The 18,544-nt window shown below is 57.7% G+C and carries 15 protein-coding genes; 8 read left to right on the top strand and 7 right to left on the bottom strand.

Annotated features, from left to right (window positions below; translation table 11 throughout):
- Positions 1-51: 51 nt before the first annotated feature.
- Both HZS81_RS13020 and HZS81_RS13015 read right to left on the bottom strand, forming a co-directional pair.
- On the bottom strand, positions 52-438 hold the full coding sequence (locus HZS81_RS13020; protein WP_338401862.1) for a SirB2 family protein: 387 nt from the start codon (positions 436-438) through the stop codon (positions 52-54).
- Between the two features lie 45 nt (positions 439-483).
- Positions 484-1,677, bottom strand: a complete 1,194-nt coding sequence (locus tag HZS81_RS13015) for an NnrS family protein (protein WP_179930997.1) — start codon at positions 1,675-1,677, stop codon at positions 484-486.
- 351 nt (positions 1,678-2,028) lie between these two features.
- Here HZS81_RS13015 and HZS81_RS13010 point away from each other — a divergent pair, with 351 nt between their 5' ends.
- The 7 genes from HZS81_RS13010 to HZS81_RS12980 all read left to right on the top strand — a co-directional run bounded on the left by HZS81_RS13010 (position 2,029) and on the right by HZS81_RS12980 (position 12,421).
- On the top strand, positions 2,029-5,799 hold the full coding sequence (locus HZS81_RS13010) for a nitrate reductase subunit alpha (protein WP_179930996.1): 3,771 nt from the start codon (positions 2,029-2,031) through the stop codon (positions 5,797-5,799).
- A complete protein-coding gene (gene narH, locus HZS81_RS13005) occupies positions 5,796-7,358 on the top strand; it encodes a nitrate reductase subunit beta (protein ID WP_179930995.1) in 1,563 nt (520 codons plus the stop codon). Before HZS81_RS13010 ends, narH begins: the two co-directional genes overlap by 4 nt.
- On the top strand, positions 7,351-8,139 hold the full coding sequence (narJ, locus tag HZS81_RS13000) for a nitrate reductase molybdenum cofactor assembly chaperone (protein WP_179930994.1): 789 nt from the start codon (positions 7,351-7,353) through the stop codon (positions 8,137-8,139). The genes narH and narJ overlap by 8 nt, the downstream gene beginning before the upstream one ends.
- Before the next feature lie 12 nt (positions 8,140-8,151).
- Positions 8,152-8,835: a respiratory nitrate reductase subunit gamma gene (narI, locus tag HZS81_RS12995; protein WP_179930993.1), complete on the top strand. Its 684-nt coding sequence runs from the start codon at positions 8,152-8,154 to the stop codon at positions 8,833-8,835.
- A gap of 12 nt (positions 8,836-8,847) precedes the next feature.
- Positions 8,848-9,660, top strand: a complete 813-nt coding sequence (locus tag HZS81_RS12990; RefSeq protein WP_179930992.1) for a peptidylprolyl isomerase — start codon at positions 8,848-8,850, stop codon at positions 9,658-9,660.
- Between the two features lie 60 nt (positions 9,661-9,720).
- On the top strand, positions 9,721-10,125 hold the full coding sequence (locus tag HZS81_RS12985) for a ribonucleotide reductase subunit alpha (RefSeq protein WP_179930991.1): 405 nt from the start codon (positions 9,721-9,723) through the stop codon (positions 10,123-10,125).
- A gap of 103 nt (positions 10,126-10,228) precedes the next feature.
- Positions 10,229-12,421: an OsmC domain/YcaO domain-containing protein gene (locus tag HZS81_RS12980; protein WP_179930990.1), complete on the top strand. Its 2,193-nt coding sequence runs from the start codon at positions 10,229-10,231 to the stop codon at positions 12,419-12,421.
- Positions 12,422-12,439: 18 nt separating this feature from the next.
- On the opposite strand, the gene HZS81_RS12975 is transcribed toward HZS81_RS12980, so the two are convergent.
- From HZS81_RS12975 to HZS81_RS12955, 5 genes are all read right to left on the bottom strand, one after another.
- Positions 12,440-13,372: a LysO family transporter gene (locus tag HZS81_RS12975; protein ID WP_179930989.1), complete on the bottom strand. Its 933-nt coding sequence runs from the start codon at positions 13,370-13,372 to the stop codon at positions 12,440-12,442.
- A gap of 8 nt (positions 13,373-13,380) precedes the next feature.
- Positions 13,381-14,073 (bottom strand): hypothetical protein, encoded by a 693-nt coding sequence (locus tag HZS81_RS12970; RefSeq protein ID WP_179930988.1) that lies wholly within the window; start codon positions 14,071-14,073, stop codon positions 13,381-13,383.
- A gap of 67 nt (positions 14,074-14,140) precedes the next feature.
- The gene (locus HZS81_RS12965; RefSeq protein WP_179930987.1) at positions 14,141-15,490 is read right to left on the bottom strand and encodes a nicotinate phosphoribosyltransferase; all 1,350 of its coding nucleotides are present in this window, start codon (positions 15,488-15,490) and stop codon (positions 14,141-14,143) included.
- Positions 15,487-16,053 carry an isochorismatase family protein gene (locus HZS81_RS12960; protein ID WP_179930986.1) on the bottom strand — a complete coding sequence of 189 codons (567 nt, stop codon included), beginning with the start codon at positions 16,051-16,053 and terminating at the stop codon, positions 15,487-15,489. Before HZS81_RS12960 ends, HZS81_RS12965 begins: the two co-directional genes overlap by 4 nt.
- Positions 16,054-16,172: 119 nt before the next feature.
- Entirely contained in the window at positions 16,173-17,111 is a 939-nt protein-coding gene (locus tag HZS81_RS12955; RefSeq protein WP_179930985.1) for a 2-hydroxyacid dehydrogenase, read from the bottom strand.
- A gap of 230 nt (positions 17,112-17,341) precedes the next feature.
- On the opposite strand from HZS81_RS12955, the gene doeA reads away from it, so the two are divergent.
- A complete protein-coding gene (doeA, locus tag HZS81_RS12950; protein WP_179930984.1) occupies positions 17,342-18,541 on the top strand; it encodes an ectoine hydrolase DoeA in 1,200 nt (399 codons plus the stop codon).
- The last annotated feature ends 3 nt before the right edge of the window (positions 18,542-18,544 follow it).

Raw genomic sequence — 18,544 nt, 5'->3', positions numbered from 1 at the left:
GTAGCGTGGCGCTCGTCCCTATCTATCAGAGTATTCCTACGCTTGAGGCCATCATCCCAGCCAAGAGAGCGGCGTACGCTGAATCGCAGCGCCTAGCATATACACAAATACCACCACGGCGGCGAAGGCAAAGCCAGTGCGAATGGCGGGTGTTTTGCCGCGTTTGATCGCTACGGTGCCGAGCACGATATAGATGACCAACGCGGCGATTTTGGCACTGAGCCATGCGGGTAACGGCCAGAAATTAAGCGTAATGGCGAGCAAAACGCCAAATGTCAAAAGCGCAGTGTCGATGACATGGGGCACTATCTTGACCCAGCGTGCTTGCAAAATGGGCGCTTCCCGCAGCGACCAAAAGGCGCGCAGGATAAAGAAAAGCAGGCTCAGGTAAGCCGCTGTGATATGCAGGTGTTTGAGCATTAAATAGTGTTCTGGCACGTCTATCTCCTTCGATGTTCGCTACGTTAATGATGCTGCCCGTTGCTAACCGTTTTTGCCATCCGGGCGGGCACTGAGTAGCGGTACGCTATAGTGCAACACAAAGACCAAATAGCTTAAGCACCAAATAAGGATCACCACGCTATACACCCAATGGCTTGTTTGCGGAAACACCAAGAGCCATACCGAGCGCAAAAGGGCAGCGACCAAAAGTCCTGCCAGTGCGATGCCGATACCGGGCAGCGTGCGGATCACACGCCCGGTGTGACCTAGTGAGACGCGTGACATCATCGCCAGCATCATCGTGCCTATGCTGCCAATTGTCAGCGCATGAAGGGCGGTTTCCACCCGTTGCCCGGCGAAAAGCTGCCACGCCCACAGCAAAAGCCCCAGTGGAATAAACGCATAGCTTACATGCAAGCCCCACAGAAGCGGCTCGCGAAAGCTTAACCAACCCTGCCAACGTACCAAACGCCAAGCGTTTGCCCCGGCGGCAATGAGCAAAAGTGCGGCCAGCAAGGTGTTCGCCCGCACATCGCTCAGGGTGATCAGCGTTTGCAGAAGCACCACCGCTACCATGGCGCCGAGGCTAGCAAACTCAATAACACGGTGAGGCTCCGGCGGTTTAATCCCGAGTTTGCGCGAAGTGAAAAACGGAATCACCCGGCCGCCTAGCAGCACCATCAGCGTGGTAATAAGAAAAAGCGCCAAGTGCGCGGCTTCACGTATCAATAGCCCATCGCCTTGCAGGGCACCCCAGTGCATCGTCGCGTTCGCCAGGGCGAGCAGCAGTAACACTGGCACAAATAGCAGATTGCGCCACATCCGCGCGGCCACCACGCGCTTGGCCATCGCGAAGGCGACCAGCGGTAAAAAGGCTACGTCCACAAGCAGCAAAAGCCAGCCGGGCAGCATTGGGGCGTAGGTTAGCAGTAACCGAGCGGTAAGCCACAAAGCCACAAGCCCCAACAGCGGCCCACCAGAAAGACTTGGTCGTCCGGTCCAGTTCTGCACGGCGGTGAGCAGGAATCCGGTGATGATGGCGCTGGCAAAACCAAACAGCATTTCGTGCTGGTGCCACCACAGCATGCCGCCGTGGGGTGTGATCCACAGGTTGCCGTGCCAGAAGGCGAGCCAAACCAGCATCGCGAGCACGCTAAAGAGCGCACCCAGTAGAAAGAAAGGCCGAAAGGCCAGGCGCAGTAGCGGGAAACGTTGGGCTAGCGCGGTGTTGCTCATGTTTTTCACCTTTATCTTAGTACCTGTTATCTCAGCGCCTGTTATCTCAGCACTTTTGATGCTAATACCTGAGTGTACTCGTCGGGGTCGGGGTATAGTAATAAAGATGCTCTAATAATGCATGATATGAATCAAACGCAACCGGCTTTAACGGCTCCTATCTTCAGAAGTTGGTAAGCGCGTTCTCAACGGCTATGGCAAAGGCCGTCGCAAAGACTATCCCCTAAGAGGTAGCGAGGGGTTATATGGAGGTAACCGGGCAGAAATCGGATGTTTAATCACCCAGAATCGATTTCCAAGGTGCCTGTATTTCAGGCGATTGCTTTCCTTCGAAAAGCCTGGAGATCGACCATGAGTCATTTCATTGACCGGCTAAATTTTTTCCGCAAAGCGCGTGAGCCCTTTGCTAATGAGCACGGCGAAGTCCGCCAAGAGGACCGCCAGTGGGAAGATAGCTACCGCCGCCGCTGGCAACACGACAAAGTCGTGCGTTCCACCCACGGCGTGAATTGCACTGGCTCGTGCAGCTGGAAAATCTACGTCAAAAATGGCCTGGTGACCTGGGAAACGCAGCAGACCGATTACCCGCGTACACGCCCCGATCTCCCCAACCACGAGCCGCGCGGCTGCCCGCGGGGGGCCAGCTACTCGTGGTACATGTACAGCGCCAACCGCTTGAAGTACCCGTTGATTCGCAAGCCGCTTTTGAAACTGTGGCGCGAGGCGCTGGCGCTGAAAAAAGACCCGGTGGACGCGTGGGAGTACATCGTTAGCGACCCGACGAAAACCAAAGAGTACAAGCGTGCCCGTGGCATGGGCGGATTGGTGCGTGCCAATTGGGATGAGCTCAATGAGCTGATTGCCGCGTCCAACGTTTACACCGCTAAGCAGTACGGCCCGGACCGCATTATCGGCTTCTCGCCGATCCCGGCCATGTCGATGGTCAGCTACGCCGCTGGCAGCCGTTATTTGTCGCTGATCGGCGGCGTGTGTATGAGTTTCTACGACTGGTACTGCGATCTTCCGCCGGCTAGCCCCCAGACCTGGGGTGAGCAGACCGATGTGCCCGAATCCGCTGACTGGTATAACTCGGGCTATATCATCGCCTGGGGTTCCAACGTGCCGCAGACTCGCACGCCGGATGCCCACTTCTTTACCGAGGTGCGTTACAAAGGCACCAAGACGGTATCGATCACGCCGGATTACGCCGAGGTCTCCAAGCTCACTGATGAATGGATGAGCGCTAAGCAGGGCACCGATGCCGCGCTTGCCATGGCGATGGGACATGTGATTCTCAAAGAGTTTCACTTGGAGAATCCCAGCGCCTATTTTACCGACTATGTGCGTCGCTACACCGATATGCCGTGTCTGGTCGAGCTGGAAACGCGCGAAGACGGCACCTTGGTGCCCGGCCGTCAGCTGCGCGCGGCGGATTTCGCCGACAACCTAGGCCAAGACAACAACCCCGAATGGAAAACGCTGGCCTGGGACGAAACCCGCGACCAGCTGGTGGTGCCGCGGGGTTCGATTGGCTTCCGCTGGAATGAAGAAGAGGCCAACCAGGGCAAGTGGAACCTGGAATCGCTCGACGCAGAAGGGGCTGAAATCAAGCCGTTGCTGACCTTTGTGGGTCATCACGACGATGTCGCCCGCGTGGCGTTCCCATACTTCGGTGGCATCGAGCACGAGCACTTTGACCACGTCGAAGGCGCAAGTGGCGACCGCCTCTACCACTGCCTGCCCGCCAAACGGATGAAAAAGGCCGACGGTACCGATGTGTTGGCGGTCACCGTATTCGATCTGATGTGTGCCAACTACGGCATTGACCGTGGCTTGGGCAAAGAAGGCGAAGACGACGGCGCGACGGCTTACGATCAGATCAAGCCCTATACCCCCGCCTGGCAGGAAAAGATCACCGGCGTCTCCGCCGAGCAGGCGACCCGTATCGCGCGTGAATTCGCCGATAACGCCGATAAAACCCACGGACGCAGCATGATCATCGTCGGTGCCGGGATGAACCACTGGTACCACATGGACATGAACTACCGTGGCCTGATCAACATGCTGATCATGTGCGGCTGTGTCGGTCAAAGTGGTGGCGGCTGGGCCCACTACGTCGGCCAAGAGAAGCTGCGCCCGCAGACCGGCTGGCTCCCGCTCGCCTTTGGTCTCGATTGGACGCGCCCGCCACGGCACATGAACTCCACTTCGTTTTTCTATAATCACTCTTCGCAGTGGCGCTACGAAAAGCTGGAGATCAAGGAAATTCTCTCGCCGCTCGCCGATACTTCGCGCCATACCGGTAGCCTGATCGATTACAACGTTCGCGCCGAACGGATGGGCTGGTTGCCCTCCGCACCGCAATTGGGCACTAACCCGCTACGCATCGCGGAATTGGCCAAAGCAGCAGGGATGGCCACTAAAGAGTACGCCGTTGAACAGCTGAAAAAAGGTGAGCTCGCCTTTGCCGCGGAAGACCCCGACAACCCGCAGAACTTCCCGCGTAATATGTTTATCTGGCGCTCCAACTTGCTCGGCAGCTCCGGCAAGGGCCACGAGTACATGCTCAAATACCTGCTGGGTACACGTCACGGTATTCAAGGTAAGGACCTCGGTGATTTCGGCGGCCAGAAGCCCGAAGAAGTGAAGTGGCATGACGAGGCACCGGAAGGCAAGCTTGATCTGCTAGTGACGTTGGACTTCCGCATGTCGACCACCTGCCTTTACTCGGACATCGTGCTGCCTACGGCAACGTGGTACGAGAAGAACGACCTCAATACCTCGGATATGCACCCATTTATTCATCCGCTGACCGCGGCCACCGACCCGGCGTGGGAGTCGCGCAGCGACTGGGATATCTACAAGGGCATCGCCAAAGCGTTCTCAAAAGCCTGCGTAGGCCATCTTGGCGAAGAGACTGACCTTGTCACGTTGCCAATGCAGCACGACTCGCCTGGGGAGCTTTCTCAGGTGGACGTTAAAGACTGGAAAAAAGGCGAGTGCGACCCGATTCCCGGCAAAACCATGCCAGCGCTGATGGAAGTGCAGCGCAACTATCCCGAAACCTACGAGCGCTTTACCTCGCTCGGTCCGGCGCTTGAGAAACTCGGCAACGGCGGTAAAGGCATTAGCTGGAATACCGATACCGAAGTTGAGCTTCTGGGCAAGCTCAATAAGCGCAAGCTTGAGGGGTCGGCGAAAGGGCGCCCGTGCATTGAGTCCGCGATTGACGCCGCCGAAACCGTATTAACGCTCGCGCCGGAAACCAACGGCCAAGTGGCGGTGAAGGCGTGGGGAGCGCTAGGCAAGATTACCGGGCTAGACCACACCCATCTTGCGCACCCCAAAGAAGACGAGAAAATTCGCTTTCGCGATATCGTCGCGCAGCCGCGCAAAATTATCTCAAGCCCAACGTGGTCTGGCCTGGAAGACGAGCACGTTTCCTACAACGCCGGCTACACCAACGTCCACGAGCTGATTCCGTGGCGCACGGTGAGCGGTCGTCAGCAGCTTTATCAAGACCACGCCTGGATGCGTGACTTCGGTGAGAGCCTTTTGGTGTACCGCCCGCCGATTAACACCAAAGCGGCGGAGAATTTCCAGCTCCCGGCGGATAACGGCTACAAGAGCAAGGCGCTTAACTTCCTGACGCCGCACCAGAAGTGGGGCATTCACTCAACCTACTCCGACAACCAGCTAATGCTGACGCTCAATCGTGGTGGCCCGGTGGTGTGGCTCTCTGAAGACGACGCCGCAGACATCGGCATCGAGGACAACGATTGGATTGAGGTTTATAACGCCAACGGTTCGATCGCCGCCCGCGCGGTGGTGAGCCAACGCATTAAGAACGGCATGGTGATGATGTACCACGCCCAGGAGCGCCAGGTGAATGTGCCCGGTTCCGAGATTACCGGCACACGCGGCGGCATCCACAACTCTGTCACCCGCGTTTGCCCTAAACCGACGCACATGATCGGCGGCTATGCGCAACTCGCCTACAGCTTTAACTACTACGGCACTGTGGGCTCCAACCGCGATGAGTTCGTGCTGGTGCGCAAGATGAAGCACATCGACTGGCTCGATGGCGAAGGTAACGATTACGTCCAGGAGGCAGTCAAATGAAGATTCGCTCGCAAGTAGGCATGGTCCTCAATCTTGATAAGTGCATCGGCTGTCATACCTGTTCGGTGACGTGCAAAAACGTCTGGACCAGTCGCGAAGGCGTCGAGTACGCCTGGTTTAACAATGTCGAGACCAAGCCGGGCATCGGGTACCCCAAGGAATGGGAGAACCAGGCTAAATGGAAAGGCGGCTGGATGCGTCGTAAAGACGGCAAGATCGAGCCGCGCATCGGCGGTAAGTGGCGGGTGTTGGCGAATATTTTCGCCAACCCGGATTTGCCCGAAGTGGATGATTATTACGAGCCGTTCACCTTCGATTATCAGCACCTGCACACGGCTAAGCAAAGCGAGCACCAGCCCGTGGCGCGTCCGCGCTCGCTGATCACCGGCGAACGGATGAAAAAGATCGAATGGGGACCCAACTGGGAAGAAATTCTGGGTACCGAGTTTGCCAAGCGCCGCAAGGACATGAACTTCGAGAAGGTACAGGCCGATATTTACGGCCAGTTTGAAAACACCTTCATGATGTACCTGCCGCGTTTGTGCGAGCACTGCTTGAACCCAACCTGTGTGGCGAGCTGCCCGAGTGGCGCGATTTACAAGCGCGAAGAAGACGGCATCGTGCTGATCGACCAGGACAAGTGCCGCGGCTGGCGGATGTGTATCTCCGGCTGCCCGTACAAGAAGATCTATTACAACTGGAAAAGCGGCAAATCCGAGAAGTGTATCTTCTGTTACCCGCGCATCGAATCGGGCCAGCCGACGATCTGCTCGGAAACCTGTGTGGGCCGCATCCGTTATCTCGGCGTGCTGCTCTACGATGCTGATCGCATTGAAGAAGTGGCAAGCTCACCCAGCGAGCAGGATCTTTACCACCGACAGCGCGACATCTTCCTCGACCCCAACGACCCTGACGTGATCGCCCAGGCGAAGGAAGACGGGATCACCGATAACGTGATCAAGGCCGCGCAAGAATCGCCAGTCTACAAGCTGGCGATGGATTGGGGCTTAGCGCTGCCGCTGCACCCGGAATACCGCACGCTGCCGATGGTGTGGTACGTGCCGCCGCTGTCGCCGATTCAATCCGCCGCTGAAGACGGCAAGGTCGAGTTTGACGGCGTCATGCCCAAGATCGAATCGCTGCGTATTCCGGTGAAGTATTTGGCCAATATGCTCACCGCCGGCGAAGAAGCGCCCGTCGTGCTAGCGCTCAAGCGGCTGATGGCGATGCGGCTTTACATGCGCGGCAAGCATGTCGAAGGCCATGCCAATACCGCAGTGCTCGACGAAGTGGATTTGACCCAAGCCCAGGTCGAAGAGATGTACCGTTATCTGGCGATTGCCAATTACGAAGACCGCTTCGTAATTCCCACGAGCCACCGCGAAATGGCCACTGACGCCTTCCCCGAGCGCGGCGGTTGCGGCTTCAGTTTTGGCGATGGCTGCCACGGCGAGAGTTCGTCGAGTTTGTTCAACGGCCGCTCGACCACGTCCACCTTGGTACAGCCCGTAGAGAGCTTTGATCCGCAGGCGCAAAGCGAGGAGGCACGTCATGGGTAACGCTGCCGAAAACTGGCTGCCGGAGCCGCACGACGAAATGCTCAGTCTACGTGTGTTGGCGCGTTTGCTGGACTATCCGACGGCCGAGCTACAACAAGCCGCCGGCGAGCTGATTGAGCTCATCGAGGCGGAAAAACGCTGGAAACCAGCGTTGCGCACTAAACTGATGGCATGGTGTCAGCATCTAGCCGACAACGAGCTTTTAGAGCTGGAAGCGGAATACGTCGCCCTGTTTGATAAGGGGCGTGCGACGTCGCTTTTGCTGTTTGAGCACGTTCACGGTGAGTCTCGCGACCGCGGCCAAGCCATGGTCGATTTGATGAACGAGTACCAAGCCGCTGGGTTTGAGCTAGACGCACGCGAACTGCCCGACTACCTACCGCTATTTTTGGAGTACCTCTCCACGCGCCCAGAAGGGGAAATTGCGCGCTGGTTGGGCGAGATTCGCCATATCTTGGCGCTGCTCACGGCGCGCTTAGAGGAGCGCGAGGCGGATTACGCCTTGGCCCCTTACGCCCTGCTAGCATTGATCGGCGCTGAAGACGACGTCGGTACGCACCGCGACGAGGTGAAAACCGAAGCGCCAGACGACACGCCAGAAGCGCTGGATGCCGTATGGGAAGAAGAAGCGGTACGTTTTTCCGCTGAATCCGACCAGGACTGCGCCCTGCAGTCCGCCGAAGGGCGCCGCCTTGCCGAACGCAAGCACAGCGTACCCAGCGACCCCATCAACATCATGCCGAGCAGCGACCCCGCCGGTCGTGGCTTAAGCGATCGCTAAAGGAGAACCGTCATGTTTAGCGAATACCTGCAACATTTGATTTATGGTTACTACCCGTACCTGGCGGGCACGGTATTTTTGCTCGGCAGCCTGCTGCGTTATGACCACGGTCAGTACACCTGGAAAACCGGCTCTAGCCAGATGCTGTCGTCGAAGAACATGCGTCTGGCAAGCAATTTGTTTCACGTCGGGATTATCGTGATCTTCTTTGGCCACCTGGTCGGCATGCTGACCCCTCACTGGGTCTATGCGCCGTTTCTGCATGCGGGCACCAAGCAGCTGATCGCCATCATCGTTGGCGGTGCCGCCGGTGTTGCCTGCTTGATAGGCGGCGCCATGCTGCTTCATCGGCGAATCTTCAATCCGCGTGTGCGGGCTTCCTCTAGCCGCATGGATACGCTGATTTTGGCGCTCATTGTGTTGCAGGCAGCGCTGGGGCTGATCACCGTGGTTTTCTCGCTCGGCCACCTCGATGGCGAAATGATGCTGACACTCTCTAGCTGGGCGCAGTCGATCATCTTCTTCAGCGGCGGTGCGGCGGATTACATGGCCGACGTTTCCTGGATCTTCAAACTGCATATTTTCCTCGGGATGACCATTATCCTGCTATTCCCCTTTACCCGTCTGGTACACGTGTGGAGCGTGCCGTTTGGCTACGTGACTCGCCGCTATCAACTGGTACGCCGTAGAGGTTAAGGAGTCGTTGCCATGCAGATGATTGATATTGAACAGTTACCGGGGGCGGCCACGCCCCCACCGGTGAGCGTGGGTGACCAGCAGATTTTAGACAGCGACATTGCTCACGAGATGCAGTACCACCCTGCGGACAGCGCCGGGACTGCCCAGCTTAAAGCGGCGCGTGCGCTAGTCGTGCGGGAGCTTTTGCGCCAACGCGCTGTAATGCTCGGGCTTGTTGAAGCAGGTGCCGACGTTGATGATCAAGCAATTGCCGAGTTGTTAGAGCAGGAACTTGCGGTACCCGAGCCCTCAGAAGATGACTGCGAGCGTTTCTACGCCAGCCACCCTGAGCGTTTTTGTGAACCTACGCGGGTAAAGGTGCGTCACATTCTTCTCGCCGCCGCGCCGGACGACGCCGAAGCCCGCGACGCCCAGTATCATCAAGGCGTCAAACTGTTGGAAACGCTAGCGCAGCATCCTGAGCGGCTGACCGAGTTCGCGGCGCGCTACTCCGCCTGCCCGTCAAAAGAGCAGGGCGGTGAGCTTGGGTGGCTAGCGCCGGGGCAGACCGTGGCCGAGCTTGACCGCGCGCTGCAACATCTGCCACAAGGCCTGCACGAGCGCCCCATCGCCTCGCGTTTTGGCTGGCACCTCGTCATGGTCGACGCGCGCGAAGAAGGGCAACGTTTGCCTTATAGCGCCGTAGCTGATCAAGTGCGCCGCAGCCTGCACGAGCAGGCAACCCGGCGCGGCCTGCGCCACTATTTGCTGGCGCTTGAAGCCGATATCGGCGTTGAAGGCGTGGCGCTTGATGACGATAGCGGCGGCGCCTTGATGCAGTAGCAAAGGTACCCAGGCTTTATTCGGGCTGATATCCGAGCATCTCATTTATTAGAGACCATCATGCTGACAACCCTAGACGATTTAATTCAAGAAGCGCGCCTTCAACCCGTGCCCCAGCGCCTGTTGTTTGTGCTCACCCGCGCGGAGCTGCCGGATTTCCCCACAGAAGCGCAGCGCGACAGTGTCGAGCACGGCGAAGGCGGCGTGTTGACGCCGGTATTGTGCGTGGATAAGTGCCCGACGGAGCTCGATAACATGGCCGCGCTGGCGGAAGAATCCCAAGCCACCGGCGTTGATTGGGATATTGCGCTAGTCGCCGCGATGGATCATCCCGGTAGCGAAGACGTGATCGAGTCGCGGCTTTCGCACTTGGTCAGCGCCGTGCAGATGGGCGATATCGGCCGTATGGTCGCCTTTAACCGCCAAGGCGATGCGATTGAGCTGGCCACCGCCCACGTTCACTAACAAGCGGGTTGTTACCCAAGACGCAGCGGGGTAAAAACTGGATAATGGCGCGCAACGAGCGCGGACGCGCGCCATCTTCTTTTTACCTATCTAGGCCCCGCTCATGGAAATCAAAGTCAACTATCTCGATAACCTCCGCCTGGAGGCTAAATTCGACGATTTCGCGGTTATCTCCGACCAACCAATTCGCTACAAAGGCGATGGCTCAGCGCCTGGTCCGTTCGATTATTTTCTGGCGTCTTCGGCCATGTGCGCGGCCTACTTTGTGAAGGTGTACTGTAATGCCCGCGATATTCCCACCGAGAACATCCGTTTATCGCAGAATAATATTGTCGACCCGGAAAATCGCTACAAGCAGATTTTCAAAATCCAGGTCGAGCTGCCCGAAGACCTTTCCGATAAAGACCGTCAGGGCATTTTGCGCTCCATCGACCGCTGCACGGTGAAAAAGGTCGTGCAGACCGGGCCGGAATTTCAGATCGAAACCGTCGAAAACATCGACGAAGATGCCCAGGCGCTGCTGATGGCCGCGCCCGACGGTGGCTCGCGCACCTATATCGAAGGCAAGGACCTGCCGCTTGAGGACACCATCGCCAACATGAGCGCGATGCTCGCCGATCTCGGGATGAAGATCGAAATCGCTTCCTGGCGCAATATCGTGCCGCACGTGTGGTCACTTCACATTCGCGATGCGGCTTCGCCGATGTGCTTCACCAACGGCAAAGGCGCCACCAAAGAGAGCGCGCTGTGCTCGGCGCTGGGCGAGTTTATTGAACGCCTGAGCTGCAATTTCTTTTATAACGACCAGTTCTTCGGCGAGGAAATCGCGGGCAGCACCTTCGTTCATTATCCCTTTGAAGAATGGTTTCAGCCGGGGCCCAATGATGAGTTGCCTGCGGAAATTCTGGATGAGCATTGCCGCGAAATCTACAACCCCGAAGGCGAGCTCCGCGGCTCGCATTTGATCGATACCAACTCCGGTCGCGCGGATCGCGGCATCGTCTCGCTGCCTTATGTGCGCCAATCCGACGGTAAGACGGTCTACTTCCCCTCCAACCTGATCGAGAACCTGTTTCTCAGTAACGGCATGAGTGCGGGCAATACGCTGGCGGAAGCGCAGGTCCAGTGTCTTTCTGAGATTTTTGAGCGCGCGGTGAAGCGTGAAATCATCGAGCAGGAAATGACGCTGCCCGACGTGCCGCGCGAGGTGCTGGCCAAATATCCGCAGATACGGGAAGGCATCGATGCGCTAGAAGCCCAGGGCTTCCCGGTGCTGGTCAAAGATGCCTCCTTGGGCGGGCAGTTTCCGGTGATGTGTGTGACGCTGATGAACCCGCGCACCGGCGGCGTGTTTGCTTCTTTCGGCGCCCATCCAAGCTTTGAGGTCGCGCTCGAGCGCAGCTTAACCGAGCTGCTGCAAGGCCGCAGTTTCGAGGGCTTAAACGATCTGCCTCAGCCGACCTTTAACTCACAAACGGTCGCCGAGCCGAATAACTTCGTCGAGCACTTTATCGATTCGGTTGGCGTGGTGTCCTGGCGCTTTTTCAGCGCCAAGGCCGATTTTGATTTCTGTGAGTGGGACTTCTCAGGGACGAACGAAGAAGAAGCCGCAACGCTGTTCGGCATCTTTGAAGAACTCGGTGCTGAAGTATACATGGCAGTGCACGAAGACCTCGGCGCGCCGGTGTGCCGGATTCTGGTGCCGGGCTACTCCGAGGTGTACCCGCTGGAAGACCTGATCATCGACAACACCAACAAAGCGCTGGCGTTTCGCGAGGATATCCTCAACCTGCATCGCTTAAATGACGCCCAGCTTGAGCATCTCGTCGCGCGGCTGGAAGAGAGCGAGGTCGATGAACATAGCGATATTATTACGCTGATCGGCATCGAGTTTGACGAAAACACCGTATGGGGCCAGCTCACGATTCTGGAGCTGAAACTTCTGATCTATCTGGCCCTTGAGCGCCATGAAGATGCCCTGGAATACGTCGAAATGTTCCGGCAGTACAACGACAATACCGTCGAGCGTGGGCTGTTCTACCAGGCGATGCAGGCGGTGTTGGAAATCGTGCTCGATGATGAACTCGACCTAGCCGATTACTTACCCAACTTCCAGCGCATGTTTGGTGAGAACACCATGGCAGCGGTCGTGGGCTCGGTTGAGGGAAGCGAGCGCTTTTACGGCCTGGAGCCTATCGGCATGGGATTAGAGGGGCTGGAGAGGCACCAGCGCCTAATCGATAGCTACAAAAAGCTCCACGCCGCCCGAGCCGCCAAGGCGGGCATTGCCGTTTAGCGCTACCCCAAAAGCACGTTAAGCGGATAAAGACAGAAAAAACAAAATAAGCGGCGGCGAAAGCAGCGATAGGATAAACCCGCTGACCACGGCGATGGGCACGCAGGCCACGCCGCCGTGTTGCTGAATGACCGGCAGCGTGAAATCCATGGAGGTGGCGCCGCCGTAGCCAATCGCCAGCGCTGCATGGCGGTGAATGACCAGCGGAATCAGAATAAACGCCAACAGCTCGCGGGTTAGGTCGTTGAAAAATGCCACCCCACCCATCAGCGGGCCGAGGTGGTCGCCGATCAGAATCGCTGATAGTGAGTACCAGCCAAACCCCGCCGCCATGGCGAGCCCTTCGTTCCAGCTCAGCGAGAGGAGTGGGGCGGCTAGCAAACCCGCCAGCAGCGAGCTAATTGCAAGTGTCATCGCGATAGCAAGCCCTAATCGGTTGAGCAGAATCTGTTTGAGAGGCATGCCGGAGTTACGCAGCTGACAGCCGATCAGCGCCAAGAGACAATATAGCGCCCACTCGGCTAATAAGTCTGCTGCTGTGAACAGCCCCTCTCCCAAACGTGGGCCGGCCAAAAGGCCCAATATGACACCCCCTGCCACGACGATGACTAACAGCAGTGATCCTTGCATCGCGGCGAGCTTGCTGGTCGGTGCATCTTTGACCACCGGCGAGCCCCCTGCCTTTAGCGCTACGCGGCGAGACAACCACCACAGCGCTACTAGGTTAAACAGTGTGGTAATGCTAAACAGCAGCAGGGCATTGCCGCCCAATTTGGAAAGCTGGCTGGTGAGGTTCTCAAGCCCCGCAAGACTGACACCCATCAGCAGCAAAATCACATAAACCGATCCATTCACTGCATGGTTGATCAAAGTTTGCCAATGGGGCCGACGCACGGGGACTAAGTACCCCAGCACCAGCGGGAGTAACACAATGATTAAACCAGAAAACATAATGAGCCTTAATTGCCTCCGTGCGTGCTCAGCTGGGTAAGCGTAATTTGGGTGTCGCGTTTACCGTCTTTTTGGTAAATCGCCTGAAGAATCAACCCAGGATAGTCCGCATGATAACTGATGCGGATCTGACGGTCGGGTTTTTCAACGTCGAGCAAGACCACCGAGTGGGCGTTAAAGGTGCCAGCGGGGACATCGACACGCTCCGGCTCGTTTGAGGTTAACGGCAGCGAATAGTACTGAAAGTACTCATCACGGCCGCGATGATCGACAAAGTTGACGTCGCAAGGCACGTTTGGTGTGCAGGTTTCGCTCGTGGCGCGGCGGGCGAGATCGATGATGGCCGCCTGACGGTCTAGCGAGGCAATGTCAGCCTCGTCAAGCTGGTAGCTGTTGCCAATCCCAAACAGGGAGTAGCTACTGATGTAATGCAGCGAGTGAGTGGCGCCATCGTCGATGGTAAAGCGGCTGCGCTCCTGGCCGCGCGCCACGGCAACGGAGAAACTCATATCGCTTAACCAGTGGCGCCCTTCATCGACGAGCCGGTGGGTAATCGTGGCGCTGGGCCAGCCGCGGACTTCCAGACGATACTCGGCCTCGAACGGCTGTAACTCGGCGCGTGAGGCGGTGTCAACGTCGTTAGCGTCAGCACCAGCCGCCGCTGCTAGCATCCATAAAGCGTAAACGGGGGCAATTCGCATGGCAGGCAGTTCTCCTAAGGGGCGCGGTAAGCGTGCTTGCGATTGCCTAGCAACCCAAATGCCGCGATCAGACGTTCGATGCCAAGCCGCGAAGCGCGGGGCTAAGGTCGACCGCATAGCGGCTTTCACCTTCTTCCAGGGCGGTAACGTGAGAGGGAAAATGGTGAAGGGCTTCACGTACACGGGCAGGGGCATTTTCTGCCTGTGCAAATGTTGCTGTTTGCAATTCGCCGCCTTTCACTAGGGGCGTTAATAGCGCTTCACCGTCAAGGCCGGTTTCATCTCGCAAGGCGATCACATCGCCACAATAGTGCCCTTGGGCGTTTCGGCGGCGATACACTTGTTTGCGTGACGGAAGGTTAACTTTGCCGGTCGAGTATTTTACCCGAGGTTTACCCGCATATTCGACCAGTTTGTAGGAAAGATCGAGCACCGGCGCATCTTCGGAGACGCCCATGTGCGTGCCGACACCAAAAGCATCAATCGGCGCCTTTTTGGCGATAAGGTCGGTAATGCTGTGCTCATCCAGGCCGCTGCTGGCGATGATCTTGATCGCAGGGTAACCCGCGTCGTCCAAAAGGGTGCGGGTGCGCTTGGCGAGATCACCTAAATCGCCCGAATCCAGGCGTACCGCACCGACGGTGAGGGATGGCTCTTCGCGCAGCAAATCAATCACTCGTTCAACGCCGGTTAAAGTGTCGTAGGTATCTATCAGCAGTGTGGTATTGGGGTAGTGGCGGGCAAAGGCGCGGAAGGCGTCACGCTCGTCGTCGTGGGCCAGAATATAGCTGTGCGCCATGGTGCCGTTAAGGGCTAGGCCGTGGCGCAGCCCGCCGAGCACGTTGCTGGTGCCATGTATCCCGGCGGTTTTATAGGCGCGCACGCCGCGAACGGCGGCATCAATGCCGTGCATGCGACGCATACCGAAATCCACCACGGGGTGATCGCCTGCGGCCCAGGTAATGCGAGCGGCTTTGGTGGTCAGGGTGATTTCCAGTTGCACCAGGTTCATCACGAGGCTTTCAAGAAGCTGCGCTTGACCAATCGGTGCGTCGACTTCGAGTAGGGGTTCGTTGGGGAACAGTGGTGTGCCTTCTGGTACCGTCCAGATGTCACCCTCGAAACGCCAATTCGCCAGCCAGTCGAGAAAGCCAGCGTCGAACATTTGCGTGTCTTGTAGTCGCTTAATGGCGGTATCGTTAAAACGCAGCTGGCTTAGCAGCGCCGCAGCGTGCTGCTGCCCGCAAGCCAGGATAAAGCGCCGTGAGGCGGGCAGTTTACGGAAAAACAGGCTGAACGTAGACGGTGTTTCGTGCAGTGACTCTTTCCAATAGGCCTGAGTCATCGTCAGCTGGTAGAGGTCGGTTAACAGCGCCAGCTCGTCGTCGGCAACGCTTGGCGTTACTCGCTCACTCATGCGCGCACCTCCGCACCGGCATCCTGCATCTCACGGCGGCAAGCGTCGATAGCATCCGGATCAGCCGCTGCGGATAACGATTCCAACAGCACCGTGCTAAAGCCTTCGCGACAGGCGGCCAGTACTGTCGCGTGAACGCAGACATCTAGCGCGAGCCCGCAAATCACCACGCGCTCTACGCCTTTTTCGCGTAGGTATTCCCCCAGCCCCGTGCCGTCAAACGCTGAATACGCATCGGCATTGAACGCCGTGGCTTTGCTGATACGAATCGCCTCATCAGGCAAGGCGAGTTTAGGGTGAAAGGCCGCCCCTGGGGTATCTTGTACGCAGTGAACAGGCCAAGGGCCACCGCGGTGTTCGAAGCTTATGTGATCGACCGGGTGCCAGTCGCGGGAGGCGACAATCATGGCCCCCGCGTTGCGAGCGGCGTCGATTTCGGCGTTGATGTCGGGCACCAAGGCGTTGCCACCCTCAATGGCAAGTGCGCCGCCTTCACAGAAGTCGTTTTGCATATCGACAACCAGCAGCGCGTCGTTGCGGTGATAAGACGTGGGTGTCTTCATCGTCAATCAATCTCCTTGAGCATGGGCTTAAGTGGACGATCTTTATGGCTTAAGACCGCCACAGAGCTGTCACGTTTCGCCTCTTTATATCTCTTATGTTGCGTCGTTAGCGTGTTGATTCAATAGCCGTCGCTGGGGTTGATCGTCGTTACGGGCTCGCCGGCTTCAAAAGCGCGCAGGTACGCAATGACTTGGTCGATCGCGGCATGCAGCGGTGTAGGGGCCGACATATGCGGTGTGATCGTGACCTTCGGGTGCTGCCACAACGGATTATCTTCAGGCAGCGGCTCCTCGGGGAACACATCAAGTATCGCTCCGCGCAAGTGGCCCAGGGTGTCGTGCGTGCCGAGCGCCGCCAACAGCGCGCTTTCCTCGACCAGCGTACCGCGGCCGGGGTTAATCAAACTGGCGCCTTCGGGCAGCTGGGCTAGACGTTCCTTGTTGACGATCCCACGCGTCTCAGCGGTGTCCGGCAGCAGAGTGACCAGCGTTTGGGCTTGGCTGAGTACGTGATCCAAACCGTCATCACCGTGATGGCAGCTAACGCCGTCAATTTGTTTGGGCGAGCGGCTCCAGCCGAGGACGGGAAAGCCAGCCTCGCTGAGCGTTTCGGCGACATAGGCGCCAATGGCGCCAAGTCCTAAAATGCCCACCGGCCACTGTGACTTTTCCGCGACCGGATGAGGCCGCCAATACGCTTGGGTTTGCTGATTGGCGTAGCGGTCAAAACTGCGGTAGAAGTGCAATACGCCGTATAGCACGTAATCGGCCATCAGTTCGCCCATGCCAGCATCGCGCAGTTTGACGATAGGCACGTCTTGCGGGCGTGCCGGCGAGCGCAGCAGATAATCGACCCCGGCGCCTAAGTTGATAATCGCCTTTAGCTGGCTCTGTTCGCGCAGCAGGTGCTCGGGTGGTTTCCACGCCGCGAGGTAATCGGCGTTTTGGCGCACCTCGGCCGGTGCCTCGCTGGTTATGACGTCGGCCTGGGGAAACGCCTCTGCCAGCGCTTCGCGCCACTGCTCGGCTTCGCTCTCAATATGGACGACGATTTTCATCTTGGCCCCCTTTAGCTCGGTGTTATTTGTCGTTACAGCTTACGCTATCACGAGTGAATGCACTTTTTGTCATAAAGGCTTTGACCGGCAACCAAGGGGTGGTGCTAGTATCAGCTTAAGACGACATTGGCGGGCCTACTGCGGCGGTAGCCAGGGTCGATCCTGTGGCCCGAAAAAGCGACGCATGTCGCTTTTTCGGTTCTTGGTGATCTTTAATGGCGAGTTGCCCGATGACTGAGGTTTCCCTGCCTTTCACACGCGAAGAGTACGCGAATCGACTGTGGAAAGTGCGCGCTGAAATGGCTGGCCGTGGTATTGACGTGATTATCGTTAGTGACCCCTCGAACATGGCCTGGCTGACCGGCTACGACGGCTGGTCATTTTATGTGCATCAGTGCGTTCTGGTGGGCCTTGAAGGCGAGCCGGTATGGTTCGGTCGCCGTATGGATGCCAATGGCGCGTTGTTGACGTGTTGGATTGATCCGGAAAATATCACTTATTACCCGGATTACTACGTCCAGAATCCAGACATGCACCCGATGGAGTACCTGGCGCAGTCGATCATGCCCGACCGCGGCTGGCACCAGGGTGTCGTCGGCATGGAGATGGACAACTACTATTTCACCGCCAAGGCGTATCAGAGCCTGCTGCGCGAGCTTCCTCACGCGCGCTTTATGGACGCCAATGGGTTGGTCAACTGGTGCCGCGCGATTAAATCGCCCCAAGAAGTCGCCTACATGCGCATTGCGGCGAAAATCGTCGAGGGGATGCATTCGCGCATTTTGGAAGTGATCGAGCCAGGGTTGCCCAAAAGTAAGTTAGTCTCCGAGATTTACCGGGTGGGTATCGAAGGCTACGTGGATAACAAGGGCAAAGTGTACGGCGGTGACTACCCGGCGATTGTGCCCATGCTTCCCACTGGCAAAGACGCCGCTGCCCCGCACTTAACCTGGGATGACACCCCGTTTCGTAAAGGCGAGGGTACGTTTTTCGAGATCGCCGGTGTTTACAAGCGCTACCACGCGCCGATGTCGCGCACCGTCTATTTAGGTACGCCGCCCAAAGACTTTCTGCGCGCTGAATCCGCGCTCTTGGAAGGCATCGAGAATGGCCTTGCCGTGGCCAAACCCGGCAACCGCACGGCGGATATCGCCATGGCGCTGGGGGCGGCGATGGATAAATATGGCTTTGACCGCGGCGGGGCTCGCTGTGGCTATTCAATCGGGCTTTCCTATCCGCCTGACTGGGGCGAGCGCACCATGAGCTTGCGCCCCTCAGATGAGACTATCTTGAAACCCGGCATGACATTCCACTTTATGCCCGGCCTATGGGTAGACGAATGGGGGCTGGAAATCACCGAGAGCATTCTGATTACCGAGGATGGCTGCGAGACGCTGGCCAATTTCCCCCGCCAGCTATTTGTAAAATAGCCG

It is taken from the genome of Vreelandella salicampi, assembly GCF_013415105.1.
Lineage (GTDB): Bacteria > Pseudomonadota > Gammaproteobacteria > Pseudomonadales > Halomonadaceae > Vreelandella > Vreelandella salicampi.
Note: the sequence above shows the minus strand (reverse complement) of the source record. Positions and strands in the feature narration are given on the sequence as shown.

Bases quoted from the DNA above. Each gene is read 5' to 3' on its own strand.
- HZS81_RS13015 (WP_179930997.1), bottom strand. From the start codon at position 1,677: ATGAGCAACACCGCGCTAGCCCAACGTTTCCCGCTACTGCGCCTGGCC.
- HZS81_RS13010 (WP_179930996.1), top strand. From the start codon at position 2,029: ATGAGTCATTTCATTGACCGGCTAAATTTTTTCCGCAAAGCGCGTGAG.
- narH (WP_179930995.1), top strand. From the start codon at position 5,796: ATGAAGATTCGCTCGCAAGTAGGCATGGTCCTCAATCTTGATAAGTGC.
- narJ (WP_179930994.1), top strand. From the start codon at position 7,351: ATGGGTAACGCTGCCGAAAACTGGCTGCCGGAGCCGCACGACGAAATG.
- narI (WP_179930993.1), top strand. From the start codon at position 8,152: ATGTTTAGCGAATACCTGCAACATTTGATTTATGGTTACTACCCGTAC.
- HZS81_RS12990 (WP_179930992.1), top strand. From the start codon at position 8,848: ATGCAGATGATTGATATTGAACAGTTACCGGGGGCGGCCACGCCCCCA.
- HZS81_RS12985 (WP_179930991.1), top strand. From the start codon at position 9,721: ATGCTGACAACCCTAGACGATTTAATTCAAGAAGCGCGCCTTCAACCC.
- HZS81_RS12980 (WP_179930990.1), top strand. From the start codon at position 10,229: ATGGAAATCAAAGTCAACTATCTCGATAACCTCCGCCTGGAGGCTAAA.
- HZS81_RS12975 (WP_179930989.1), bottom strand. From the start codon at position 13,372: ATGTTTTCTGGTTTAATCATTGTGTTACTCCCGCTGGTGCTGGGGTAC.
- HZS81_RS12970 (WP_179930988.1), bottom strand. From the start codon at position 14,073: ATGCGAATTGCCCCCGTTTACGCTTTATGGATGCTAGCAGCGGCGGCT.
- HZS81_RS12965 (WP_179930987.1), bottom strand. From the start codon at position 15,490: ATGAGTGAGCGAGTAACGCCAAGCGTTGCCGACGACGAGCTGGCGCTG.
- HZS81_RS12960 (WP_179930986.1), bottom strand. From the start codon at position 16,053: ATGAAGACACCCACGTCTTATCACCGCAACGACGCGCTGCTGGTTGTC.
- HZS81_RS12955 (WP_179930985.1), bottom strand. From the start codon at position 17,111: ATGAAAATCGTCGTCCATATTGAGAGCGAAGCCGAGCAGTGGCGCGAA.
- doeA (WP_179930984.1), top strand. From the start codon at position 17,342: ATGACTGAGGTTTCCCTGCCTTTCACACGCGAAGAGTACGCGAATCGA.